The sequence below is a fragment of the Streptomyces sp. NPDC101225 genome, from assembly GCF_044767585.1.
Taxonomy (GTDB): Bacteria; Actinomycetota; Actinomycetes; order Streptomycetales; family Streptomycetaceae; genus Streptomyces.
In genome coordinates, this window is sequence record NZ_JBIWOE010000022.1 from 1 (window position 1) to 23,249 (window position 23,249).

Genomic DNA, 23,249 nt, shown 5'->3' on the forward strand with positions numbered 1-23,249 from the left:
CGGTCGATGTAGTCCTGCACCGAGGCGACGTGCAGGCGCAGGCCGTGCTGCTGCACCACCCGGTCGCGGTAGGCCAGCACCTCGGGGAAGTTGTGCCCGGTGTCCACGTGCAGCAGCGAGAAGGGGACCGGCGCGGGCGCGAACGCCTTCAGTGCCAGGTGCAGCATCAGGATGGAGTCCTTGCCGCCGGAGAAGAGGATCACCGGCCGCTCGAACTCACCCGCCACCTCGCGGAAGATGTGCACCGCCTCGGACTCCAGCGCGTCCAGGTGCGAGAGGGCGTACGGGGCACCCGTACCCTCCTCGATCTCGGCGACGGTCGTCGTCATGCCAGTCCCCTTTCGGTGAGCAGCGCGTGGACCGAGGCCGCGGACTCCTGGACGGTCTGGTGCTGCGACTCGATACGCAGGTCGGGCGCCTCGGGCGCCTCGTAGGGGTCGTCCACCCCGGTGAGCCCGGTCAGTTCACCCGCGGCCTGCTTGGCGTACAGACCCTTCACATCACGCACGGAGCACACGTCGACCGGCGTCGCCACGTGCACCTCGAGGTACGGCGCCCCGCTCTCCTCGTGGCGCTTGCGCACCGCCTCGCGGCTGTCGGCGTAGGGCGCGATCACCGGGACGAGCGTCTTGACGCCGTTGCGGGCGAGCAGTTCGGCGAGGAAGCCGATGCGCTGCACGTTGGTGTGCCGGTCCTCGCGGGTGAAGCCGAGGCCCGCCGAGATGTACTCGCGGATCTCGTCGCCGTCGAGCACCTCGACGAGGTGGCCCTCCTCGCGCAACCGGCCCGCCAGCTCGTACGCGATGGTGGTCTTGCCGGCGCTCGGCAGACCCGTGAGCCAGACGGTGGCTCCGGTCGTCACGTGCGTCTCCTGATTCGTCGATGTCACAGTCATGGTCAGCCGTGCAGCCCGCACTCGGTCTTGGACCGCCCGGCCCAGCGGCCGGCCCGTGCGTCCTCGCCCTGCAGCACGCGGCGCGTGCAGGGGGCGCAGCCGACGGACGCGTAGCCGTCCATCAGCAACGGGTTGGTCAAAACGCCGTGTTCGGCCACGTACGCGTCCACGTCGTCCTGGCTCCAGCGGGCGATCGGCGAGATCTTGACCTTCTGCCGCTTCTCGTCCCAGCCGACGACCGGGGTGTCCGCCCGGGTCGCTGACTCGTCGCGGCGCAGACCCGTCGCCCACGCCACGTAGTTCTTCAGGCCCTGCTCCAGCGGCTGGACCTTGCGCAGCCTGCAGCACAGGTCGGGGTCGCGGTCGTGCAGCTTCGGGCCGTACTCCGCGTCCTGCTCGGCGACCGTCCGACGCGGGGTCAGCGTGATGACGTTCACGTCCATCACGGCCTCGACCGCGTCACGGGTGCCGATGGTCTCCGGGAAGTGGTAGCCGGTGTCGAGGAACACGACGTCCACGCCGGGCATGGCCCGGGAGGCGAGGTGGGCGACCACCGCGTCCTCCATGGAGGAGGTCACACAGAAGCGCTTGCCGAAGGTGTCGGCCGCCCACCGGAGGATCTCCGGCGCGGAGGCGTCCTCCAGGTCGCGGCCCGCCTGCTCGGCGAGCGCCCTCAGATGGTCGGTCGTCTGGTCTTCCGTCACCGCGGTCATGTCTCGTCTCCCCCTGCTTCGGAGTGCTGCAGGCCCCGGGCGAGCAGCCCGAGGAACCTCAGCTGAAAAGCCCGGTTGCAGGCCGCGCATTCCCATGCGCCATGGCCCTGCTCGCCGGGACGGAGGTCCTCGTCGCCGCAGTAGGGGCAGTAGAAGGGAGCGGCACGCTCGCTCACGACAGAGCCTCCTCGGACGCACGCGAGGTCCAGGCGGCGAACCGCTCACCGTCCTCGCGCTCGGCCTGGAACCGCTTGAGGACACGCTCGATGTAGTCGGGCAGCTCGTCCGACGTCACCTTCAGGCCGCGGACCTTGCGGCCGAAGCCGGCCTCCAGGCCCAGCGCGCCGCCGAGGTGCACCTGGTAGCCCTCGACCTGCTCGCCCTGGTCGTCGAGGACCAGCTGGCCCTTGAGACCGATGTCCGCGACCTGGATGCGGGCGCAGGCGTTCGGGCAGCCGTTGAGGTTGATGGTGAGCGGCTCGTCGAAGTCCGGCAGGCGGCGCTCCAGTTCGTCGATCAGCTGCGAGCCGCGCTGCTTGGTCTCGACGATGGCGAGCTTGCAGAACTCGATGCCGGTGCAGGCCATGGTGCCGCGCCGGAAGGTGGACGGCCGGGCGGTCAGGTCCAGTGCCTCCAGCTCGTCCACCAGCGAGGCGACCTGGTCCTCCGCGACGTCGAGGACGATCATCTTCTGCTCGACGGTGGTGCGCACCCGGCCCGAGCCGTGGGCCTCCGCGAGGTCGGCGACCTTCGTCAGGGTGGCGCCGTCGACGCGTCCCACGCGCGGGGCGAAGCCGACGTAGAACCGGCCGTCGCGCTGCCGGTGCACGCCGATGTGGTCGCGCCACTGCTGGACCGGCTGCTCGGGGGCCGGGCCGTCGAGGAGCTTGCGCCCTCCCAGGTACTCGTCCTCCAGCACCTGGCGGAACTTCTCCGCGCCCCAGTCGGCGACGAGGAACTTCAGCCGGGCACGGGTGCGCAGCCGGCGGTAGCCGTAGTCGCGGAAGATCGAGATGACGCCCTCGTAGACGTCGGGGACCTCGTCGATCGGCACCCAGGCGCCGAGCCGCACGCCCAGCTTGGGGTTGGTGGACAGGCCGCCGCCCACCCAGAGGTCGAAGCCGGGGCCGTGCTCGGGGTGGTGTACGCCGACGAAGGCGACGTCGTTGATCTCGTGCACCACGTCCAGCACCGGCGAGCCCGAGATGGCCGTCTTGAACTTCCGCGGGAGGTTCGAGTACGCCTTGTTGTTCAGGACCCGGCGCTTGATCTCCTCCAGCGCCGGCGTGCCGTCGATGATCTCGTCCTCGGCGATGCCCGCCACCGGGGAGCCGATCATCACACGCGGGCTGTCGCCGCAGGCGGTGACCGTCGACAGGCCCACGCCCTCCAGGCGCTCCCAGATCGCCGGGACGTCCTCGATGCGGATCCAGTGGTACTGGACGTTCTGCCGGTCGGTGATGTCCGCGGTGCCGCGCGCGAACTCCTGCGAGATCTCACCGATGACGCGCAGCTGCCGCGTGGTCAGCGCGCCGCCGTCGATGCGGACACGCAGCATGAAGTACTTGTCGTCCAGCTCCTCCGGCTCCAGGATCGCGGTCTTGCCGCCGTCGATTCCGGGCTTGCGCTGGGTGTACAGCCCCCACCAGCGCATCCGTCCGCGCAGGTCGCCGGGGTCGATCGAGTCGAAGCCGCGCTTGGAGTAGATCGTCTCAATGCGTGTCCGCACATTGAGACCGTCGTCGTCCTTCTTGGTCTGCTCGTTGCCGTTGAGCGGGGTGAAGTGTCCCGCGGCCCACTGGCCCTCGCCGCGGTGACGGCTCACCTTGCGGCGGGGAGTCGCGGCGGCAGGCTTTGGCGGGGTGGCGGCCATGGTTGATACGTCCTTCGGGACAGGCGGGAATGCGGCTCTGACCTGCGCGGGCAGGGGCATGGGCAACCATGCGCGCCCTTGCGCAGGGAAAAGAGGGGAAGTCAGGAGATGCCGGGCGTGCTGTGCTGTCAGCTCGCCGGACAGATGGCGCTGGACATGCGGCCGAGGTCGACGTGCCGCCGACTCACCAAGGCAATTCCAGTTCCAGACATGACGGAAGCGTGGCACGGCAATCTGGACACAGTCCAGCTTCGTCCACGATGCGGACATCCTTGTCCCACAATATGGGACGAGGGTGTCGTCGATCACATTGGCCGCGACCGGTCTTGTCCGCGCAGGTCAGACCGGGTAGGCGCCGGCCCACGGGCCGGGCGCGGGCACCTCGCGCTGCTCCTCGACCTTGGTGTCGAAGAGTGTGAAGCCCCGGCGCTGATAGTTGTCCATGGCGTGCTCGCCGTCCAGGCTGCAGGTGTGCACCCAGACCCGCTTCGTCGGTGTCCGTCCGGGCCAGCGCTCGGCGAGGTCCCAGGCGCGGGCGGTGCCGTAGGACAGCAGATGCCCGCCGATCCGGCGGCCCCGGAAGGCGGGAATCAGCCCGAAGTAGGCGATCTCCACGACCCCGTCGTCCTGCGCCTCGAGCTCGATGTAGCCCGCGGGCGTGCCCCGGTCGTGGGCGACCCAGGTCTCCGTGCCCGGCCGCGCCAGCTGCTCCTGCCACCGGGCGTACGTCCAGCCCAGCCGGTCGATCCAGCGGATGTCGCCGCCGACGGACGCGTACAGGAAGCGGCTGAACTCGGGGGAGGGGACCTCGGAGCGGACGATCCGCACGTCCCCCTCCGGCGCGGCGGCCGGCAGGAGGTCGGCCGGGGCGGTCTGCTCCAGGGACCAGGTGGTCACGGGGATGTTGGTCATGCCCGTCAGGGAATCATCTACCCGAGAGATCTGTCGATCGAGGCCAGCGGCAGCGCGTAGAGCATCCGGCCCGACTGGGACCAGACCTCGCCGCTCTCCGGCGAATAGGACAGCGATCCGGCCCGGCCGGTCCAGCAGTGGTTCGAGTCGTCCGCGCCGCACACGGTGGCCCGCGCCTTGTGCGTGTTCTGCCGCCAGAGGGTGCCGTGGCCGTCCGGGGAGTCCGCCGAGCCCGCCAGGTACCACTGCGAGCGGTACGACAGCACACCGCCGACACCGGTCGTCCTCGTCTCGTACGCCTGGGTCGGCACAGCGCGTCCCGCGGCGTCGGTGGCCAGCAGGCCGGCCCGGATCGGGTCGCCGCTGAAGGCGTAGCGCCACAGCCGGGTCCGTCCGCCGTCGGCCGGCACCCGCTCGCTCGCGACCAGGCTGTCGGGCGCGGTGCTGCGGTCGAGCGAGATCGCCGCCGGTCCCGCGGTCCGCCCGGCGAGCCGGTACGAACCCACCGCCGGCAGGACGTATTTGGCGCCGTACGCCGACCAGCCGCCGCGCACCCGGCCGACCGCGCCGCTGTCGACGGTGGCCCGCTGGATGCGGTGCATGTCGTACACGTACAGGCCGTCGGCGGCGGTGACCAGCAGCTTGCCCTGGTACCAGACCATGCCCGAGACGGGGGAGGCGAGAGCGCGGTAGTCGCGGCCGCCCTCGACCGGGACGGCGAGCGTCGCCCAGGTGTACGTCAGCCGGGCGGGGTCGGTGGCGTCGACGAAGGCGACCCGGGCGTGGCCGGCCCGGCCGCTGCCGTGGCTCCAGCCGGAGAGGATCACCCGGTGCTCGCCCCAGTGCCCGTCGTCGTCCGCGTCGCCGGAGGTGGTGACCGCGCCCGCCCGCCAGCCGCGGGTGTCGGCGGCGTTCCAGCAGTACGCCCGCCTCGCCGCCGGTGCGACGGGCAGCGCCGCGCGCGCGCCGGGCGGGCAGCCGGCCGTGTCGAGCAGGGAGTGGTCGGCGTCGTCGAGGACGGTGGTGACGCCGACGGGCCGGCCCATGGCGGAGGCGAGCCGGTCGAGCGTGCTGCGCGGCACCGCGTGCTCCTGGAGCCGCAGCCCGGCGGACGCGCGGCCGGAGGAGGGGAGTGCCTTCAGCGCCGCGGTTCTGTCACTCACCGTGGCCTGCGAGGCGCTGATCATCGTGGCGGCGGCGGTGAGAGCGAGGGCGGTCCCGGCCAGCAGGGCGCGCAGCGCTCTTCCCCGCTTCTGCCTGCGATGTCGGCCACGTTGCGTCATACGTCCTCCCGAGGCGAGCCAACTGCGGCCATTGGTCTGCGTGTTGACCATAGGAGCAGGTGGGGCGGCTCGTAGAGGGATGCTACGGCAGTCCGGCGCGGCGGGGGACGAAGACCCTGCAAATATGCGGAAGATGACCCCGTAGGGGTCACCCAGGGGTGCACGACGGTGACGCAGCGTGCGCGGTCGGCGCCGCGGCCGGCGTCCGCGCTCAGGGAGTCCCGGCGGACTCCCGCGGGCGCCGCACCGCCGGAGCCGTCGACTGCGGCAGCAGGTCCCGCGGGTCGGCCGGCAGGACCAGCTCCACCTCCGCGCTCTCGGCGAAGCGGTAGGGACGGTGCTCCAGCAATCTCCCCAGATAGCGCCGTACCCGGGACATCTCCGCACGCACCGTCACCCGTCGGGCCGGGTCGCCGAACACCTCTTCGGCCAGGAAGGCGGCACTGCACCCGTCGCGGTTGAGTGCGAGCAGATACAGCAACTCGGCGTGCCGGGGACTCAGTTCGTGGCTCCAGGAACCCGCGCTTCCGGACACCGTCACCGGCCGGCGACGCGGCTGCGACAGGTCCAGCACGATCCGGGTGGCGCCGTCCGGCAACGGCTCGTCCGAGGCCCGGACCAACCACCCCTCGGCCAGCGGCTCCACGGTGCACAGACCGAGCGGGGGCAGCCACCGGCGGCCCGCCGACAGGGACTTGGGCAGGGTGATCCGGCCGGTGTACGGCATCCCGGTCACCGCCGCGGTCCAGCCGTCCCGGTCCACCGCCAGGGCCCGGCCGCCCACCCGCGCCAGCATCGGTGCGGCCAGCGCGCGCAGCCGCTCCAGCGAGGCCAGGTGCAGCTCGCGCAGCCGGGCCTCGGCCAGCTTGGCCACCGAGCCGACCCAGGCCAGGGTCGCCGGATGCATCGTCTCCAGCGGCCCGCTGACGTCCACCACGCCCAGCAGCCGGCCGTCGCGCGGGTCCGTGATCGGCGCGCCCGTACAGGTCCAGGTGGTCATGGAGCGGACGAAGTGCTCGGAGGCGAAGACCTGCACCGGCCGGCGCACCACCGCGGGGGTGCCGATGCCGTTCGTGCCGACGACGTCCTCCCGCCAGTCCGCGCCGAGTTCGAAGCCCAGCCCGTCCGCCTTGCGCAGCACGGCCGAACTGCCCTCCCGCCACAGCACCCGGCCGTCCTCGTCGGTGACCACCATGATGTGGTGGGCGACGTCCGCGACCGACAGCAGCCCCTCGCGCAGCACGGGCAGGACGTGCCGCAGCACCGTGGTCTCCCGGCGCCGCCGCACCTCGTCGGCGGACAGCAGCCCGGCGCGGTGGTCCCGCTCGGGGTCGATGCCGCCGCGCAGCATCCGTCCCCAGGACTGCTCGATCACCGGGCGCGGGGCGACCGGCGTGCGCTGCCCCGAGAGCCTGGCGGAGCGGAGCTCGCTCAGTACCCGCGCCGCCCGCGCCGTGTCGACCATGGCGAGCTGCGTCACGTCCGTCGGCGGATGCGCCACTGGTCCTCCCGCAAGAAGTGCCCGGGACGGCCGATCTCCCGCGCCGCCTGGGCGACGGAGTCCCGAGCCGTCCGCACTGTCGGTCTCATAGTGCCGTCCGGTGCTGACGGACGGAGACAGTCCAGCCACACACAGCAGCAAGTTGCAACCCCTTGCAACCCTGGTGAAGCGCTCCCAGGTTGTTTGAATATTGAGCGACGCCGTCCCGAGCGGCGTTCATGGCCTTGATGGGGCCAGCTCGAGCGGGGGTGGTGCCGTGTCGGCGCAGCACCACCCCCGCGTCCCGCGGCGGCCCCTCAGGACGGTGGGCGGGCCCGCTCCACGACCGACGCCAGGTCCAGGGTGGAGGGCAGGGTGCCGAAGGCCGAGCCGGCGTCCCCGCCCAGCCGCGCGGCGCAGAAGGCGTCGGCCACCTCGGACGGCGCGAACCTGACGAGCAGCGAGCCCTGGAGCACCAGCGCGATCCGCTCCGTCAGCCGCCGGGCGCGGCCCTCGACGCCCTCCAGGTCCGCCAGGTCCGTCAGCAGGTTCTTGATCGCGGCGTCCAGCCGGTGGTCTGCGCCGCGCGCCCCGCCGACCTCCTGGAGATAGGCGTTGAGGGCCTGCGGCTCGCGCCGCAGCGCGCGCAGCACGTCCAGCGCCTGGACGTTGCCCGCGCCCTCCCAGACCGAGTTCAGCGGCGACTCGCGCACCAGCCGGGGCAGCCCCGACTCCTCGACGTAGCCGTTCCCGCCCAGGCACTCGGCGGCCTCGACCGCCACCGGGGCGCACCGCTTGGTCACCCAGTACTTGGCGGCCGGCACCGCGATCCGCAGCAGGGCCCGCTCCTGCTCGCCGCCGTCGTCGTAGGCGGCGGCCAGTCGCAGCGCGAGGGTGGTGGCCGCCTCGGACTCCAGCGCCAGATCGGCCAGGACGTTGCGCATCAGCGGCTTGTCGACCAGCTTCGCGCCGAACGCCTCCCGGTGGGCGCAGTGGTGCACGGCCTGCGCGACCGCCTGCCGCATCAGCCCGGCGGAGCCCAGCACGCAGTCCAGCCGGGTGGCCGCCACCATGCCGATGATGGTGGGCACCCCGCGCCCCTCCTCGCCGACCCGGCGCGCCCAGGTGCCGTCGAACTCGACCTCGGCGGAGGCGTTGGAGCGGTTGCCGAGCTTGTCCTTGAGCCGCTGGAGCAGGAAGACGTTGCGCGAGCCGTCGTCCAGGACGCGCGGTACGAGGAAGCAGGTGAGTCCGCCGGGAGCCTGCGCGAGCACCAGGAATCCGTCGGACATGGGGGCCGAGCAGAACCATTTGTGGCCGGTCAGCTCGTACGTCCCCTCCTCGTCGAGCGGTCGTGCGGTCGTCGTATTGGCGCGTACGTCGCTGCCGCCCTGCTTCTCGGTCATGCCCATCCCGAACAGGGCCCCGGCCTTGAGGCGGGCGGGGCGCAGTTCGCGGTCGTAGACCACGGAGGTCAGCCGCGGCTCCCACTCGGCGGCGAGCGCCGGGTCCGTGCGCAGGGCGGGCACGGCGGCGTGGGTCATCGACAGGGGGCAGAGGTTGCCGGCCTCGACCTGGGTCCAGACCACGAACGCGGCGGCCCGGCGCACATGGCCGCCGGGGCGGTTCCAGGCCGAGGTCAGGCCCGCGGAGACACCCTTGCCGAGCAGCCGGTGCCAGGCGGGATGGAAGTCGACCTCGTCGACGCGGTGGCCCCCGCGGTCGTGCGTGCGCAGCCGGGGCGGGTTCTCGTTGGCCTGGGCGCCCCATTCCTGCAGCTGCCGGGAGCCCGAGGCCCGCCCCAGGGCGGCCAGTTCCTCGCGTCCCTCGGCGAGCGGCCCGGGGGCCAGGTGCCGCTCGACGGCTTCGGTCAGGGCACGGTCGGCGCTGTAGACGTCGTAGCCGACCAGGGGCGGGGGCTGGTTGGTCACGGAGTGGGTGCGGCGTGCCATGCGGCGAACGTACCCCGCGCCCCGCCCTCGGCACACCGGGACACGAGGTGCCGCCCCCCGGCGGGGGCCGTCCGGGGGCCCGCGCCCCCGGACCCCCGCCGCACGGATCAGGCCGGCTGGGCCATGGCCGGTTCCGGTTCGATGGCGTCCGCCGGCCAGCCCTCCCGGTACACCGTGTCCAGATAGCGCTCGCCGAGGTCCGGGGCGATCGCCACCGAGGTCAGGCCCTGCCGGCCGTGCTCGGCCAGCCACTGGCCGGCGCCGCTGATCACCGTGCCGGTCGAGCCGCCGAACATGAAGCCCCGGGCGGCCAGCCGGCGGCAGGCGAGGACGGCGTCGCTCTCCTCGACGCGGACCAGGTCGTCCACGTAGGACTCGTCGAGCAGCCGCGGCGGCACGCTGGTGCCGAGGCCGGGGATCATCCGGCGTCCCGGTGTCCCGCCGAAGCTCACCGAGCCGACGCTGTCGACCGCGACGATGCGCACCCGGCGCCGCCACTGCCAGAACCAGCGGGCGCAGCCCATCAGCGTCCCGGTCGTGCCGGCCCCGACGAACAGCACGTCCAGGGCGGGGAAGCGCCCGGCGATGGCCGGGGCGGTGGTGCGGTAGTGGGCCCTCCAGTTGCCCTGGTTGGTGTACTGGTTGAGCCAGACGTACCGCTCGTCGGAGGCGCAGAGGGCGTCGACGTGGGCCATCCGCGCCCCGAGGAAGCCGCCGCGTGCGTCCGGCTCCTCGATGACGTGCACCTGGGTGCCGAGCGACTCCATCAGACGGATCGTCGGCCTGTTGCAGCGCGCGTCGGTCACGCACAGAAACCGGTAGCCCCGGCTCGCCGCGATCACGCTGAGCGCCACGCCCAGGTTGCCGGACGAGGACTCCACCAGGACCGAGCCCGGCCGCAGCCGTCCCTCGCGCTCGGCGGCGTTCACCATCTCCGTCGCCGCCTTGAGCTTGATGGACCCGGCGAAGTTGAAGCCCTCGCACTTCAGGTACAGCGGCAGCCCCAGTGCGGCCCGGAGGTCGACGTAGAGCTCCTCCTCGTTGAACTGGACAGGATCAGAAATGACGGGCATGACGCCCCCCTCCTCATGCGCCACGGGCCGGTCAGCCGTGCCGGCGCAGCTCGTGGAAGAACCCGTCGACGACGTGCAGCCCGCCCCCGCGGGCCACTTCGTCGTGGACGAACTTGCCGACCGCGAGGTCGAGCACCCCCAGACCGAACGGGGAGAACACCACCGTCCGGTCACCCGGGACGGTCGCCCGCCCGGTCAGTACGTCGTTCAGCGTGCCGTCGAGGAACTCCCGCCCGCCCGTGAGCCGTTCGGCCAGGTGCGGCGAGGTCTCCGCCTTCAGGCAGTGCTCGACGTCGTCGACGTAGTTGGCCGACGCGAGCAGGATCGCCGGGTCCAGGTCGCGCAGGGACACGTGCAGGACCAGCGGGTGGTGCGCGAACCACGACGGATCGTGGACGTACGGTGCGGGCGCGACCGTGGCGAACACCAGCAGGTCGCTGGAGCGGACCAGGCTCTCGGCGCCGTCGTGCACCGTGAGCCGCCCCAGGGCGCCACTGCGTTCCAGGTAGCCGCAGAATCCCGCCGCACTCTCGGGCGACAGGTCGTACACCCCCGTCTCCTCGAACTCCCAGCCGCTGGCGGTGAGATGGGTGTGGATGTAGCGGGCGATCAGACCGGTCCCGACGAAGCCGACACGGGTCGGGCGGGCGCGGGTGCGGCTGAGCCGGTCGGCGGCCAGCGCCGCCGAGGACGCCGTGCGCGTGGCGCTGATGACCGAGCTCTCCAGGCAGGCGAACGGGTAGCCCGTGCCGGGGTCGTTGAGGATCAGCACGGCCGACGCCCGCGGCAGCCCCGACCTGGTGTTCTCCGGGAAACTGGAGATCCACTTGAGCCCGTCCACCCGCAGCGGGCCGCCGAGCGAGGCGGGCAGCGCGATGATCCGCGACGACGGACGGTCCGGGAAGCGCAGGAAGTACGACGGCGGATTCACCGAGTCGCCCGCCCCGTGCAGCCGGTAGACGGCCTCCACGAGTGCGCCGATCTCCGGTTCCCGGCCCTGCAGCACCTGCTGCACCTGCTCCCCGGAGATCACCGCGAACGGCGGTGCGGCCAGGGCGCCGCGAGCGGCACCGTCGGTGGTGGTCATGCGGCCGTCCTCACGTCGGTGGCCGGAGCGCAGTCGGTCAGCCGCACCGGATCGCCGAGCGCGGCCAGGACCTCGCGCGGCCCGTCGAAGGGCTCCCTGCCGTGCGCGGTGCGGATGTTGTCGACGAGCAGCAGGTCCCCGGAGTGCCACGGCGTACGCCGGGTGTGGGCCTCGTAGACCTCGTTGATCGCGCGGACGATGTCCTCGTCGAGCGGATCGCCGCCTCCGAAGCGGGTGTTGAAGGGCAGCCCGTCCGGTCCGTAGACGTCCACCAGGTACTCGTGCACCTCGGGGTCCATCGTCCACTCGTTGAGGAAGGCGATCTGGTTGAACCAGCAGCGACGGCCGGTGACCGGGTGGTGCACGACGGCGCTGCGGTGCTGCCGGGTGCGCAGCGAGCCGTCGTCCTGCCAGGCGAACTCGATGGCGTTGGCCCGGCAGTAGCGCTCGACCTCGGCCCGGTCCTCGGTGCCGAACGCCTCGGCGACCGACGCCCCGATCTCGTCGTTGTAGGTGCGGGTCAGCAGCCAGCCCTCCCGCTCGAACCGCTCGACCAGCCCGGCCGGCAGCGCCTGGAGCACGGCCGGGCCGTCGGCGAGTGCGGTGGCTCCGCCCGCCTCCGGCGCCACCAGGCAGGCGAAGAGCAGCAGGCCCGGGAAGTCGAGGGCGTAGCTCAGCTCGTGGTGCATGCACATCTGCTGGTTGGGCGGCCATTTGGAGGAGGAGTACACGCCGTCGGAGTAGGAGCGGCGCGGCGCGAAGGGCTCCCGGTCGGCCATCAGCCGGCCGCCGGACAGGCGCCGGAACACCTCCTCCGTGACGCCGGGCCCGTCGAGGCCCAGTCCGCGGACGAGGAGACTGCCGTGCTCGGCGACCGCGGCGCGCAGCGCGCCCCGGTGCCCGGCGGCCCAGGCGGCCACGTCGCCGTCGGGCTCGATCTGCAGCAGCGGCGGCCGGCCGGGGGCCGGCTCGATGTCGGGGAGGTAGGTCGGGGACGCGTGCGACATTGCACAGGTTCCTTTCAGTGGCGCTGATCCAGCAGCCCCGCCAGATCGGCGAGTACCGGGTGGCGGGTGACGTCCTTGAGGGTGATCGCGCGGTCCAGCGCGATCGCCAGCTTCACCGCGGACAGCGAGGTGCCGCCGCGGTCGAAGAAGTGGTCGAGGCGGCCGATCCGGCCGGCGTCGATGCCCAGCACCTCGGCCCAGGCGGCGGCCAGCCGCCGCTCGGCGGGAGTGTCCGGCGCGCCGCGGCCGCCGCCGTCGAGCTCCTCGGCGAGCGCGGTCAGCGTCCTGCGGTCGATCTTGCCGTTGGCGGTCAGCGGCAGCCGCTCGCGCCGGTGCACGATGCCCGGGACCATGTACGGGGGCAGCGACGCGGCCAGCTTGTTCCGCACCTCGTCGGCGCCCACCGGCTCGGCGCCGGTGCAGAACGCCGCCAGCTGCGCGCCCCGTACGACGACCACGGCACCGTCCCGGACCCCCGGCACCCGCAGCAGCGCGTTCTCGATCTCGCCGATCTCGACCCGGAAGCCGCGGATCTTCACCTGGCTGTCCCGGCGGCCGAGGAACTCCAGCTTCCCGTCGGGCAGCCAGCGCCCGTGGTCGCCGCTGCGGTACAGCCGCTCGCCGGGCCGGTGGGGGTCCTCGCAGAAGGCCGCGCGGGTGCGCTCGGGGTCGTTGACGTACCCGCGGCCGACGCAGACGCCGGAGAAGACGATCTCGCCGGGGGCGCCCAGCGGCACGGGCGTCAGATCCTCGTCGACGACGTACACGCGCACGTTGGCGATCGGCGGCCCGAGCGGTACCCGCTCCTGGTCCGGCACGCGGTCCATGACCTCGTGGTTGGTGTCGTCGGACGTCTCCGTCAGGCCGTAGGCGTTGACCAGCCGGATGCCGGGCATGGCGTCGAACCAGCGCTGCACCAGCTCCTTCTTCACCGCCTCGCCGGTGACCGACACGCAGCGCAGGTCGGGCAGTTCGCGCGGCCGCTGCTCCAACTCGGCCAGCACGGCCTCCAGGTACGACGGCACGACCTGGAGCACCTCGACCCGGCCGCGCGCGACCGTGTCGACGAACCGCGGCACGTCGAGGATCGTCTCCTGCCCGATCAGCAGGGTCCGGCCGCCGACCAGGAGGGCCGAGACCAGCTGCCACAGGGAGATGTCGAAGCACTGCGGCGCGGTCTGCGCCACCGTCCGCCCGGCGCCGATCCCCAGGTCGTCGATCTTGGCGAGGACGTGGTTGACGAAGCCCGCGTGCTCGCACATCGCGCCCTTGGGCTCGCCGGTCGAGCCGGACGTGAAGTAGATGTAGGCCAGTTGACCGGCCGCCACGGGCACGTTCGGGTCGTCGTCGCGGTGGCCCTCGGCGTAGGCGGTGTCCACGAACAGCCGGCCGACCGGCGGGCCGACGTGGGCGGAGCTGCCCTGCTCGGTGAGGGCCAGCCCGCAGCCCGCCCGCGCGAGCGTGGCGGCGACGCGGTCCGCCGGGAAGTGCGGCTCGACCGGCAGATACACACCGCCCGCCTTGAGGACGCCGAGCACGGCGGCCGCCCAGTCCAGGTTGCGTTCCATCACCACCGCCACCACGTCCTCGGGCCGCAGCCCGCGGGCGAGCAGCGCCCGGGCGATCCGGTTGGCCCGGGAGTTGAGCTCCCGGTACGTCCAGCGCCGTCCGTCCCGCTCGACGGCCACCGCGTCCGGATGGAGCAGCACCCGCCGCTCGAACAGCTCGTGCACCCGACGGTCCGGCAGTTCCCGCACGGGGCCCGCCAGCTCCTCCAGCTGGAAGCGGAGTTCCTCCGCGGAGAGCAGGCTGCGCCGGCCGGGGTCGGCGAGCGCGGCGAGGTGGTAGCCGGCGATGCGGGCCGCGGCCCCGGCGTCGAGCACGTCGGTGCGGTGGCGCAGGCGCAGCGTGCGGCCGGTGACGGTGACGTGCAGGGCGCCGTCGTCGGGCCCGGACGCCGCCTCGTCCTCGCCGCGGAGCGCGGCGAGCACCCTGGTGTGTGCGGCCGCCAGCGCGGCCGGTGTGCCGGACACGCCGTCCGGCAGCGGGACCGCGTGCTCCGCGACGCCCACGACCGGGTCGAGCGTCCAGCGCGGAATGCTTTCCATCGGTGGTTCCCCCCTGTGTTTCCCTGCTGTTCGATGTCACCCGTGCCGCGGCGCGACCGCCGGGTTCCCGCCCCACTGCGCCCTCGGCGGTATCTCCTCGCCCTTCATCAGGAAGGAGTCGGGCGCGAGCACGGCGCCGTCGCCCATCGAGACGCCGTAGTGCACGAGTGATCCGGTGCCGAGCGTGCAGCCGGCGCCGATGGTGATGTGGTCGGACTTGAAGGTGCCGTCCTCCTGGGAGTGGGCCTGCACCTTGGTGTGTGCGGCGAGCGTGCAGTCGTCGCCGATCGCCGACAGCGTGCGGTCGGTGATGTAGCAGCCGTCGTCGAAGACCCGGCGCCCGATCCGGACGCCCAGCAGCCGCCAGACGAGGGCCTTGAACGGCGTCCCGTTGAGCACCACGAGGTGGCGGTCGGGCACCTTCCACAGCCGTTCCACCCGCCAGAAGTGCGGGTCGTAGATGGACCGCAGCTGCGGCTTCAGCGGCCGGAAGCGGGTGATCAGCCGCTCCACCAGCACGTAGTAGCCGGTGCTGAACACGAGGCCCACGACGAGGGACGCGCCGATCAGCAGGCCGCCCACGGCACCGCTCGCGCCGTACAGGTCGAAGGCGGCGAAGCCGAGCAGGCTCAGGGCGAACCAGTGCAGCCAGCGCACGAACAGGAACAGGCCCATCGAGCGCAGGTTGTAGCGGTTCTTGGCGGCGAGCCGGCGGCGCAGTTCGTCACCCTGGCGCAGATGGTCGAAGCGGCTGTCGCGCTCCACCGAGCGCGGTATCTCGAAGGGGGGCGAGCCCAGCAGGCCCACGCCCTCGCGGACCTCGCCGTCCAGCGGGACCATCACCTTCGTCGCCAGCAGGACGTTCTCGCCGGTGCGGCCGCCGCTGGGATAGGCGATGTTGTTGCCGAGGAAGCTGTGCGCGCCGATCGTCGCGCGCGAGACGCGGAAGGACGTGCCGGAGAACTCGGCGTTCACGATCGACAGCCCGTCGGCGACCATCGTGCCGCTGCCCACGGACACCAGGTACGGCGTCTCGTGCTGGACCTCGGTGCCGAAGTTGGACCCGGTCTGCTCCACGTGCGAGAGGTCGTAGCCGATGGAGCGCAGGTAGTGGACGATGTACGAACTGTCGCCGCACAGCCACGTGAAGAACTTGATGTTGCTGAGGCGGGCGACCGCGCGCTGCAGCGAGTAGTGGACGCCGTACAGCGGGTAGACCCGGTCCGGGCGCAGCATCGAGCTCAGCAGGCGCGCCAGCAGGGTCACGGCGGCGAGGCCGAGGACCACGAAGGCCGCGTAGGCGGCCAGCGAGAAGCCCAGCGCCTCGCCGTAGAAGGCGGCCGAGTCCAGGTGGTGGGAGGTCGGGTCGAGCAGCATGTGGAGGGCGGGAACCACGGTCAGCAGCAGGTAGGTTCCGCCGACCGCGACGGGGACGTAGACGATCAGCATCTGCAGGAGTCCGCCGAGGCCGTACACGGCGCGGCGCAGGGTGGAGACGCGGGCCGGGGGGATGCGGACGTGGTCGACGTCGGTGGGCTGGGCCGGGGAGCCGTGCCGGTGCTCGCCCGCCGGGACCGTGACACCGCCGTACAGGGCGGAGGAGTGGCCGAGCTGGGCGCCGTCACCCATCGTCGTGCCGATGCCCACGACCGACTTCTCGCCGATGTACACGTCCCGGCCGAGCGTCACCCGGCCGGTGCGGATGCGGCCCGCGTGCGCCTCGTAGCACAGGACGAAGGAGTCCTTGCGGATCACCGAACCGGCGCCGACCGTGAGCAGGTCGGTGCAGACCGGCACCGTGTGGGTCAGGATCGTGACGCCCTTGCCGATCTTCGCGCCCAGCGCCCGCAGGTAGAGCACGTACAGGGGACTGCCGGTGAACAGGATCAGCGGGTTGGCGTGCAGCAGCGCCTTGACCGTCCAGAAGCGGAAGTAGGCGAGGCTCCAGACGGGGAACTCCGTCTCCTGCCACCGGCCCACCAGCAGCCACTTGGCGGCGACCGGGACAAGACAGGCCCCCGCGAAGACCGAGGCGCCGAAGACGAGCGAGCGCAGGTAGACGTCGACGACCCCGTCCACGGCGGAGATCCATTCGTAGCCCTGGCCCATGACGGTCCCGGCGAGCAGGCAGTAGGCGGCGAAGGCCAGGAACTGCAGGGCGCCGCACATGAGATGGCGTGAGGTGCTGCCGGGGCGGTGGGCGGGCGCCGGCCCGACCGGGGCCGGGGCGGCGGCGGCCGGAGCCGTGTCGAGGGCGGCGGCCAGGCGGCGGATCGTGGGATGGCCGTAGACGTCCTTCATCGACACGGACGGCAGATCGGGGCGCTTGCGCACCCGGGCGCAGAAGTGGGCCATCGTCAGCGAGTTGGCGCCGAGATCGTCGAAGAAGTGGCTGTCGACCGGGATGTGCTCCTGGCGTACGACGCCGGCCAGAACCTCGGCGAGTACAGATTCGGTGGCGGTGTCTATTTTCTCCAGCACGTCCGCTCCTTACGGGTTTTGCAGTCTTTACGCGCTTTGCCGGTTAACCGGTTCCGTCGGTGACAGGCTTGTTGCACGCCGCCGGCGGGCGGTCGGGAGCAGGGTGCGGACGCCGCGGGCGACGGCGGGTGGTCGGCCACCCTCGAACGTCCGTGCGGGTATCGGTGAGTCGTCCGTCCGGGCGGCGCGCGGTCCTGCCCGGCCCGCGCCGTGGCGGTGGGCTCGTGACGGTGTGCGCGTCCATGGGTGCGGAGCGGGCATGAGAATTCCCCCGAGACGAATACGGTGGAACTCCGCCCGCTGTTCACGGGAAGCCGGAATTCCAAACCATTGGGATTCGAGTTCGAAATGGTGCGGAAGAGTACGGAGTGGCCGCGTGAAAATGGCGCAGGGCAGCACGGCGCGACCCACATGAATCTCATGCGGATCACGGGTAACGCGGCTGGATCGGGCCTTGGTCCCGGGCCCTCGATGTCCCCCGTGTCGTGTACGCCTGAGTCGTTCTCGACAGCGCAACGAATGCAATGGAAATTCTTTCGGAGAGTTCATGAACGCTTCAAGGGCGTTTCAGCCATTGGCGCATTCCGGTCGCTCCGGAGGGCCCTGATCGGGGCGCGGAATTTCGGTGTTCCGGCGCCTGACCGGGGATGTCGGCGCGGCGGCGCCGCGGGTGCCGGGCACGGTTGCGCCGGGAAGGTGGAACAAATCGGCCAACGAGGACATGACAGAAGAATGGGAGGGAACCGCCCGCCCGGTTTCCCGTCGGTTGCCGCCCCGTTTCCGCCCGCGCGCCCCGACAGGCGGTCGGCCGGGGGTGAGTGCACCGGGCAACGGCGGATACCTTTGGTTCGTGCAGTCGGCAAGTGAATCCCCTCAGGTCCCCTCGGGGCGTCTCCACCGGGCGCGAGCCCTCTACCGGAACGTCTCGAAGCGAAGGACCGCCTGGCTGCTGCTCAAGGACACCGTCAACTCCTGCATGGAGTACCGCATCCTCGGCCTCGCGGCCGAGGCGGCGTTCTTCACCCTGCTGTCCGTGCCGCCGCTGCTGCTCAGCATGATCGGCCTGCTCGGCTACGTCGACGACTGGACCGGCGCCGACACCATCGTCAGCCTGGAGAACAACCTCCTGGAGGCGTCCCGGACCGTCCTGTCCGACCGGGGGGTCTCGGAGATCGCCCAGCCGATCCTGCACGACGTGATGAAGGGCGGCAGGCCCGACGTCATCTCCATCGGCTTCCTCTTCGCCCTGTGGTCGGGCTCCCGCGCCGTGAACGTCTTCATCGACACCATCACGGTGATGTACGGCCTCGACGGCGTGCGCGGCATCGTCAAGACCCGCCTGCTGTCCTTCGCGCTGTTCGTCGTCGCCCTGCTGATCGGCTCGGTCGCGCTGCCGCTGATGGTGGCCGGCCCGGACGCGGTGGTGAACGTCGTGCCGTGGTCGACGACCGTCGTCCAGGTGCTGTACTGGCCCGTCGTCATCGTCCTGTCGGTCGCCTTCCTGACCACGCTGTACCACGTCTCCGTGCCCGTGCGCTCCCCGTGGATCGAGGACGTGCCGGGCGCGCTGGTCGCCCTGGCCATGTGGGTGCTCGGCAGCTTCCTGCTGCGCATCTACCTCACCAGCACGGTCGAGGGTCCCACCATCTACGGCTCGCTGGCCGCGCCCGTCGCCGTGCTGCTGTGGATCGGTGTGTCCGCCTTCGCCGTCCTCGTCGGAGCCGCGGTCAACGCCGCGATCGACCGGGTCTGGCCGGCCGCCGCGACCGCCGCGGCCCGCGCCGCGAACGAGCGGGTGCGCGAGGCGCAGCTGGCCGAACAGGTGGCCCGCGCCGCCGCGGGCGTGGAACCCGATCCGGACGACCCGGACATGCCCTCCGAGTTCCCCGAGCGCTGGTCGCGCTTCCTGCCGCCGGAGGACGTGACCTCCCGCCTGCGCACCCATGTGAAGAGCACGCACCCGCCCCACCACCACAAGCCGGACACGACGTAGGGCCGCGGCTCACACCCTCCAGGTGCCCGCCGCGGCGGCCGCCCGTACGAAGTCCGCGAAGTCGCGCGGCGCGCGGCCCAGCACCTCGCGGACCCCGCCGGTGAGGTGCGCGTTGCGGCCGTCGAGCAGCCCCTCGAAGACCTCGACCAGGAACTCCGCCTCCCCGGGCGGCACCCCGAACCCGGTCAGCGCCGCGCCGTGGGCGCCCGCCGGGACCGGTGTGCAGCCGAGCTTCGTGCCGGTCGCCCGCGAGATCTCCGCGACCGCCTCCCGGAAGGACGGCAGCCGCGGCCCGGTGATCTCCACCGTGCGTCCCACGTACCGGTCCCCGGACCCTGGGCGCGGGAGGGGGCCGCACCGTGAGGCCGGCCGCCCGCGCCGCTCGCGCCATCCGGCTCCCGGTACGCCCCGAGGCACCGGTCACCACGACCGTCATGTCCTGTGTGTGCGCCACGCCGTCCGCCATGCCCCAAGTCAGCGGGCGCGCACGCCGGGCGCCCATGGCCGAACGGCTCGTTCCCATCTCCGGCCGTCTACGCTGACCGCATGGACGCTCTCGCAGGCCTCCTGGAAGGCCCCCGCGCGCGGGGCGCCTTCATGATCCGTGCCTGTTTCGATCCGCCGTGGTGCGTGCGCATCGAGGACCGGGCACCCCTCACCGTGATGCTGATGGTCCGCGGCGAGGCATGGGTGGTGCCGGACGCCGCGCCGCGGGTGCGGCTGCGGCCCGGCGACCTCGCCGTGGCGCGCGGCCCGGACGCCTACCGCTGCGCCGACGCCCCGGACACGCCGCCGCAGGCACTGATCCTGCCGGGCGCCGAGTGCAGCTACCCCGACGGGCGGTCGCTGAACGGCTCCATGGACCTGGGCGTGCGCACCTGGGGCGGCCGGCTCGACGGTTCCGCGGTGCTGCTGATCGGCACCTACCTGTGGCCGGGCGAGGTCGGCGGGCGCCTGCTGGACGCCCTGCCGCCGCTGCTGACCCTCACCTCGGAGGTGTGGGACTGCCCGCTCACGCCGTTCCTCATGGCGGAGATCGTGCGCGACGAGCCGGGCCAGGAGGTGGTCCTCGACCGGCTGCTCGACCTGCTGGTCATCGCCGCGCTCCGGACCTGGTTCTCCCGCCCCGAGGCGGCGGCCCCGGCCTGGTACCAGGCGCTCGCCGACCCCGTCGTGGGCCGGGTGCTGCGCCTGCTGCAGGACGACCCCGCGCACCCGTGGACGGTGGCCGCCCTGGCCGGCAAGGCCGGGGTGTCCCGCGCCGCCCTCGCCCGCCGCTTCACCGAGCTCGTCGGCGAGCCCCCGATGACGTATCTCACCGGCTGGCGGCTCGCGCTGGCCGCGGACGCGCTCCGCGACACCGACGACACCCTGGAGGCGATCGCCCGGCGGGTCGGTTACGGCAGCGCCTTCGCCCTGTCCAGCGCGTTCAAGCGGGTCCACGGCGTGAGCCCGCAGGAGCATCGGGGGCGGGTGGGACGGAGCGCGCGCGTAGGCTGACGGACGTGTACGTGGAGAGACCGTCCCGGCTGCCCGGAGCGGTCGTCTGGCGCAACACCCCGGCCGGGGCCGGTGCGGGGCGGGTGCTGCCCGACGGCTGCATGGACCTGCTCTGGCACGGGGACCGCCTGCTGGTCGCGGGACCCGACACCCGCGCCTACGCCACCGACGGCGCCCCCGGCGGGTGGACGGGCGTGCGGTTCGGCCCCGGAACCGCCCCCGCCCTGCTGGGCGTGCCCGCGCACGAGCTGCGCGACCGGCGCGTGGCTCTCGCCGACCTGTGGCCGGCCGCGGAGGTCCGCCGCCTCACCGCCCTGGTGCGGGCGGCCGCCGCACCCGCGGGCGCGCTCGACGAGCTGGCCCTGCGGCTGGCGGCCGACGCCCCGCCGCCCGACCCGCTGCTGGGGCACCTGGTGACCGCCCTCGACGCGGGCCGCCCGGTCGCGGCCACCGCCGGGGAACTCGGCCTCGGAGCCCGCCAGTTGCACCGCCGCTCGCTGGCCGCCTTCGGCTACGGCCCCAAGACGTTGGCCCGTGTGCTGCGCCTGCAAAGGGCGCTGCGGCTGGCCCGGCAGGGCGTCCCGTTCGCGGAGACGGCGGCCCGGACCGGCTTCGCCGACCAGGCCCATCTCTCCCGTGACGTCAAGGAGTTGGCGGGCGTCCCGCTGCGCCGGCTACTGGGGTAGCGGCGCGAACAGGTCGACGCCGTTGCCGTCCGGGTCGTGCACGACCGCGTACCGCTGGCCCCAGAAGGCGTCCCAGGGCTTCAGCTCCCCGTGGTGCCCCGCGGCGACCAGTTCCTCGTACGCGGAGTCCACCTCCGCCGGGCTGTCGCAGCGGAAGGCCAGCCCGGTCCGGTATCCGCCCGTGGGCGGCCGCCACCCGGCGTGGAAGGAGCGGACCGTGTCCTCGGTGTCGAGCAGCAGGCGCATCCCGCCCGGCAGTTCGGCCTCCGAGTGCGGCCCGCTCCCGGCGCCCTCGGGGAACGCCAGGCCGAGCCTGCGGTAGAAGGTGACGGAGGCCGCCATGTCGGAGACGACCAGCCCGACGGCGTCGATTCGTGGAGTCATGCGGCCACCGTAGGCAGCGCCGCGGCGGCGGGTCTTGAAGGAAACGGACACGGTCCGCCCGGTTCACCCGAAGGTCACCGGCCCCCGAGGCGTCCGCACCGTGAACGACAGCCCGACCGGCCCCTCGGCCACGGACAGTTCGGCTCCCACGGCGGCCAGCAGCGGCCGCAGCTCGTCCGGGTCCGGCGCGGTGGCGGACAGCCGCAGCAGAGGGGTGACGGGCAGGCCGGTGGCGGTCGGATGGACCGACACCCCCCAGTCGATCAGGAACGGCACCAGGCCGGAGGGGTGCTGGGTGTCGCCGTCGGTCAGCCGCCACCGCAGCAGGGTCCCGTCGGGGCGGCGGCGGCTCATCGGGCGGACGTCGCCCGGATCGTAGCCCCGGGAGCGCGCCGTGGCCACGGCCGTGTCGAGGTCGGGCGGGCTGATGGCCCAGGTCACCGTCCGGGCCCGGTCCACCTCGTCGACGTCGAACGGGCGCGGCCCCTGCGGCTCCGACTGCTCCGGGTCCGGCCCGATGATCTCCAGATAGCTCGAACCGCCCAGTGACACCAGGAAGTTGCGGGTGCCGCGCCCGACGTGGGCGCCGCCGGGCGCGGGTGCCACACCGGTGCGGCGCGTGAACTCGGCGACCGTCGAGGCCAGATCGGGGGTCGCGAGGACGAGGTGGTCGAGATGTGAGGGGATGGCGTTCATCGGAGTCGAGGCTACGCAGCCCCACCCCCGCGATGGAACACCTGTGCGGCGGCGGCGCGTCGTGTACGGCAGGATGGGGGCGTGATCCGTACCCTGCGCGCCCTGCCGTCCCTTCTGCTGCTCCCGGTGCTGCTGGTTACCGGCTGCGGCACCGAGAAGGCCGGCGGGGACGCCGGAGCCGGCGGCTCGGCAGCACCCGCCGACCCGGCCCGGCTCGCGGCGCGCGCACAGGCGCTGGGCATCGCCCCGGAACTCGTCTACGTCACCGAGTCGCCCGGATACACGCTCGCCCAGCAGTCCGTGGGCGTGTCCGGGGACGACGGCTTCTCCGCCGTGTACTGGTCGCGCACGACCAACACGCAGATCGAGATCAGGGTGGACCGCGGCACACTGACCGCCGCCACCTGCCCGCGGCAACCCGTCGGCGACGCCCCCGAGGGGCGGACCAGGTGCACGCGCGAGGGCGACGCCTGGTACCGCAGCGCCGGCAGGCAGCACGGATACGCGCAGCCCAGGAAGGGCTACGTCATCTGGCTCACCGGCGCCGGCGTCCCCCGCGCCACCCTGCACCAGGCCCTCCTCGCCGTGCACCACCCCACCGCCACCGAGCTCGCCGACCTCCTCCCGCCGGCACCCACGTCCACCCCCACCGCCCCGGTGCGCCGGGGTGACCTCCCCCCGAACGGCGACGGCGCGCCGGACAACTCCGTGCCGCGCGAGGGCGGTTGACGGAGCGGAGAGCGTCCCCCAGGGGCGCCGGGAACCGCGCGCCCGGCCATGAGGCACCGCCGGACGACCGACCGCCGCACGCACCCCCGACCCGTCGCCCCGGCCGGCGCCCAGCGCGGGCGTCCCGTGCTCGCGCGTTCCACCAGCCATGTCGACAGTTCCGTACGGGTGCTCTCCGGCCGGCCCCCTCCATCATCCGCACCAGCCGGTGCAGCGCCGTCGCCGCCATCTCCGGCAGGGGCCGGCGGACGGTGGTCAGCGCGGGGGAGAGCCAGCGGCACTCCGGCAGATCGTCGAAGCCGACCACGCTGACGTCGTGCGGGACCCTGAGGCCGCGTTCGGCCAGGGCCGTGTCCCCCGGTCGGCGGCCGAATCGCGCTCTGCGCCGGAATACCGC

At 72.8% G+C, this 23,249-nt stretch carries 21 protein-coding genes and 2 pseudogenes; 4 read left to right on the forward strand and 19 right to left on the reverse strand.

Translation table 11 applies throughout. The annotated features are described in order from the left end of the window. From ACIRPX_RS27305 to ACIRPX_RS27375, 15 genes are all read right to left on the reverse strand, one after another. Positions 1-329: phosphoadenosine phosphosulfate reductase family protein (locus ACIRPX_RS27305; protein ID WP_404199762.1), on the reverse strand; the 329-nt coding region annotated here is incomplete at its 3' end. Continuing rightward, positions 326-895, reverse strand: a complete 570-nt coding sequence (cysC, locus tag ACIRPX_RS27310; RefSeq protein ID WP_404199765.1) for an adenylyl-sulfate kinase — start codon at positions 893-895, stop codon at positions 326-328. The genes cysC and ACIRPX_RS27305, both read right to left, overlap by 4 nt. A 2-nt stretch (positions 896-897) precedes the next feature. Next, complete coding sequence (locus ACIRPX_RS27315) at positions 898-1,608, reverse strand: phosphoadenylyl-sulfate reductase (RefSeq protein ID WP_404199768.1); 711 nt, start codon at positions 1,606-1,608, stop codon at positions 898-900. Then, entirely contained in the window at positions 1,605-1,784 is a 180-nt protein-coding gene (locus ACIRPX_RS27320) for a hypothetical protein (RefSeq protein WP_404199771.1), read from the reverse strand. The genes ACIRPX_RS27315 and ACIRPX_RS27320 overlap by 4 nt, the downstream gene beginning before the upstream one ends. Beyond that, entirely contained in the window at positions 1,781-3,481 is a 1,701-nt protein-coding gene (locus tag ACIRPX_RS27325) for a nitrite/sulfite reductase (RefSeq protein WP_404199774.1), read from the reverse strand. Before ACIRPX_RS27325 ends, ACIRPX_RS27320 begins: the two co-directional genes overlap by 4 nt. Positions 3,482-3,609: 128 nt before the next feature. Further along, complete coding sequence (locus ACIRPX_RS27330; RefSeq protein WP_309486338.1) at positions 3,610-3,693, reverse strand: putative leader peptide; 84 nt, start codon at positions 3,691-3,693, stop codon at positions 3,610-3,612. A gap of 127 nt (positions 3,694-3,820) precedes the next feature. Further along, positions 3,821-4,393 (reverse strand): GNAT family N-acetyltransferase, encoded by a 573-nt coding sequence (locus ACIRPX_RS27335; RefSeq protein ID WP_404199777.1) that lies wholly within the window; start codon positions 4,391-4,393, stop codon positions 3,821-3,823. 17 nt (positions 4,394-4,410) lie between these two features. Then, complete coding sequence (locus ACIRPX_RS27340; RefSeq protein WP_404199780.1) at positions 4,411-5,676, reverse strand: hypothetical protein; 1,266 nt, start codon at positions 5,674-5,676, stop codon at positions 4,411-4,413. A gap of 211 nt (positions 5,677-5,887) precedes the next feature. After that, a complete protein-coding gene (locus tag ACIRPX_RS27345; protein ID WP_404199783.1) occupies positions 5,888-7,177 on the reverse strand; it encodes a GAF domain-containing protein in 1,290 nt (429 codons plus the stop codon). Positions 7,178-7,473: 296 nt separating this feature from the next. Next, positions 7,474-9,108, reverse strand: coding sequence for an acyl-CoA dehydrogenase family protein (locus ACIRPX_RS27350; protein WP_404199786.1), 1,635 nt, complete (start codon positions 9,106-9,108; stop codon positions 7,474-7,476). Between the two features lie 107 nt (positions 9,109-9,215). Continuing rightward, the gene (gene sbnA / locus ACIRPX_RS27355) at positions 9,216-10,181 is read right to left on the reverse strand and encodes a 2,3-diaminopropionate biosynthesis protein SbnA (protein ID WP_404199789.1); all 966 of its coding nucleotides are present in this window, start codon (positions 10,179-10,181) and stop codon (positions 9,216-9,218) included. A gap of 31 nt (positions 10,182-10,212) precedes the next feature. Continuing rightward, entirely contained in the window at positions 10,213-11,268 is a 1,056-nt protein-coding gene (gene sbnB / locus ACIRPX_RS27360; protein ID WP_404199792.1) for a 2,3-diaminopropionate biosynthesis protein SbnB, read from the reverse strand. Then, the gene (locus tag ACIRPX_RS27365) at positions 11,265-12,275 is read right to left on the reverse strand and encodes a TauD/TfdA family dioxygenase (protein WP_404199795.1); all 1,011 of its coding nucleotides are present in this window, start codon (positions 12,273-12,275) and stop codon (positions 11,265-11,267) included. The genes sbnB and ACIRPX_RS27365 overlap by 4 nt, the downstream gene beginning before the upstream one ends. A gap of 14 nt (positions 12,276-12,289) precedes the next feature. Further along, positions 12,290-14,383, reverse strand: a complete 2,094-nt coding sequence (locus tag ACIRPX_RS27370) for an amino acid adenylation domain-containing protein (protein WP_404199797.1) — start codon at positions 14,381-14,383, stop codon at positions 12,290-12,292. Positions 14,384-14,419: 36 nt separating this feature from the next. Beyond that, entirely contained in the window at positions 14,420-16,864 is a 2,445-nt protein-coding gene (locus ACIRPX_RS27375) for a Pls/PosA family non-ribosomal peptide synthetase (protein ID WP_404199800.1), read from the reverse strand. Between the two features lie 850 nt (positions 16,865-17,714). Between ACIRPX_RS27375 and ACIRPX_RS27380 the strand changes: the two genes are divergently transcribed. After that, on the forward strand, positions 17,715-18,857 hold the full coding sequence (locus tag ACIRPX_RS27380; RefSeq protein ID WP_404199803.1) for a YihY/virulence factor BrkB family protein: 1,143 nt from the start codon (positions 17,715-17,717) through the stop codon (positions 18,855-18,857). A gap of 9 nt (positions 18,858-18,866) precedes the next feature. On the opposite strand, the pseudogene ACIRPX_RS27385 reads toward ACIRPX_RS27380, so the two are convergent. After that, positions 18,867-19,190: pseudogene (locus ACIRPX_RS27385) on the reverse strand (NmrA family transcriptional regulator); the annotation flags it as partial. Between the two features lie 213 nt (positions 19,191-19,403). Here ACIRPX_RS27385 and ACIRPX_RS27390 point away from each other — a divergent pair. Together ACIRPX_RS27390 and ACIRPX_RS27395 are read left to right on the forward strand one after the other, a co-directional pair. Next, positions 19,404-20,357, forward strand: coding sequence for a cupin domain-containing protein (locus ACIRPX_RS27390; RefSeq protein WP_404199806.1), 954 nt, complete (start codon positions 19,404-19,406; stop codon positions 20,355-20,357). A gap of 5 nt (positions 20,358-20,362) precedes the next feature. Further along, positions 20,363-21,043 carry a helix-turn-helix domain-containing protein gene (locus ACIRPX_RS27395; RefSeq protein WP_404199808.1) on the forward strand — a complete coding sequence of 227 codons (681 nt, stop codon included), beginning with the start codon at positions 20,363-20,365 and terminating at the stop codon, positions 21,041-21,043. On the opposite strand, the gene ACIRPX_RS27400 is transcribed toward ACIRPX_RS27395, so the two are convergent. Next, complete coding sequence (locus ACIRPX_RS27400) at positions 21,032-21,427, reverse strand: VOC family protein (RefSeq protein ID WP_404199811.1); 396 nt, start codon at positions 21,425-21,427, stop codon at positions 21,032-21,034. The two genes, ACIRPX_RS27395 and ACIRPX_RS27400, sit on opposite strands and share 12 nt — an antisense overlap. 63 nt (positions 21,428-21,490) lie before the next feature. Next, positions 21,491-22,123 carry a VOC family protein gene (locus ACIRPX_RS27405; RefSeq protein WP_404199814.1) on the reverse strand — a complete coding sequence of 211 codons (633 nt, stop codon included), beginning with the start codon at positions 22,121-22,123 and terminating at the stop codon, positions 21,491-21,493. Positions 22,124-22,204: 81 nt separating this feature from the next. On the opposite strand from ACIRPX_RS27405, the gene ACIRPX_RS27410 reads away from it, so the two are divergent. Further along, positions 22,205-22,852, forward strand: coding sequence for a hypothetical protein (locus tag ACIRPX_RS27410; RefSeq protein ID WP_404199816.1), 648 nt, complete (start codon positions 22,205-22,207; stop codon positions 22,850-22,852). Positions 22,853-22,965: 113 nt separating this feature from the next. Here the strand turns inward: ACIRPX_RS27410 and ACIRPX_RS27415 are convergent. After that, a pseudogene (locus ACIRPX_RS27415) lies at positions 22,966-23,201 on the reverse strand (substrate-binding domain-containing protein); the annotation flags it as partial. Positions 23,202-23,249: the final 48 nt, after the last annotated feature.

Coding starts and splice junctions, on each gene's coding strand:
- ACIRPX_RS27350 (WP_404199786.1), bottom strand. CDS start 9,108: ATGGCACGCCGCACCCACTCCGTGACCAACCAGCCCCCGCCCCTGGTC.
- ACIRPX_RS27405 (WP_404199814.1), bottom strand. CDS start 22,123: ATGAACGCCATCCCCTCACATCTCGACCACCTCGTCCTCGCGACCCCC.
- ACIRPX_RS27390 (WP_404199806.1), top strand. CDS start 19,404: ATGGACGCTCTCGCAGGCCTCCTGGAAGGCCCCCGCGCGCGGGGCGCC.
- ACIRPX_RS27400 (WP_404199811.1), bottom strand. CDS start 21,427: ATGACTCCACGAATCGACGCCGTCGGGCTGGTCGTCTCCGACATGGCG.
- sbnB (WP_404199792.1), bottom strand. CDS start 11,268: ATGACCACCACCGACGGTGCCGCTCGCGGCGCCCTGGCCGCACCGCCG.
- ACIRPX_RS27335 (WP_404199777.1), bottom strand. CDS start 4,393: ATGACCAACATCCCCGTGACCACCTGGTCCCTGGAGCAGACCGCCCCG.
- ACIRPX_RS27315 (WP_404199768.1), bottom strand. CDS start 1,608: ATGACCGCGGTGACGGAAGACCAGACGACCGACCATCTGAGGGCGCTC.
- sbnA (WP_404199789.1), bottom strand. CDS start 10,181: ATGCCCGTCATTTCTGATCCTGTCCAGTTCAACGAGGAGGAGCTCTAC.
- ACIRPX_RS27325 (WP_404199774.1), bottom strand. CDS start 3,481: ATGGCCGCCACCCCGCCAAAGCCTGCCGCCGCGACTCCCCGCCGCAAG.
- ACIRPX_RS27365 (WP_404199795.1), bottom strand. CDS start 12,275: ATGTCGCACGCGTCCCCGACCTACCTCCCCGACATCGAGCCGGCCCCC.
- ACIRPX_RS27340 (WP_404199780.1), bottom strand. CDS start 5,676: ATGACGCAACGTGGCCGACATCGCAGGCAGAAGCGGGGAAGAGCGCTG.
- ACIRPX_RS27330 (WP_309486338.1), bottom strand. CDS start 3,693: ATGTCTGGAACTGGAATTGCCTTGGTGAGTCGGCGGCACGTCGACCTC.
- cysC (WP_404199765.1), bottom strand. CDS start 895: ATGACTGTGACATCGACGAATCAGGAGACGCACGTGACGACCGGAGCC.
- ACIRPX_RS27370 (WP_404199797.1), bottom strand. CDS start 14,383: ATGGAAAGCATTCCGCGCTGGACGCTCGACCCGGTCGTGGGCGTCGCG.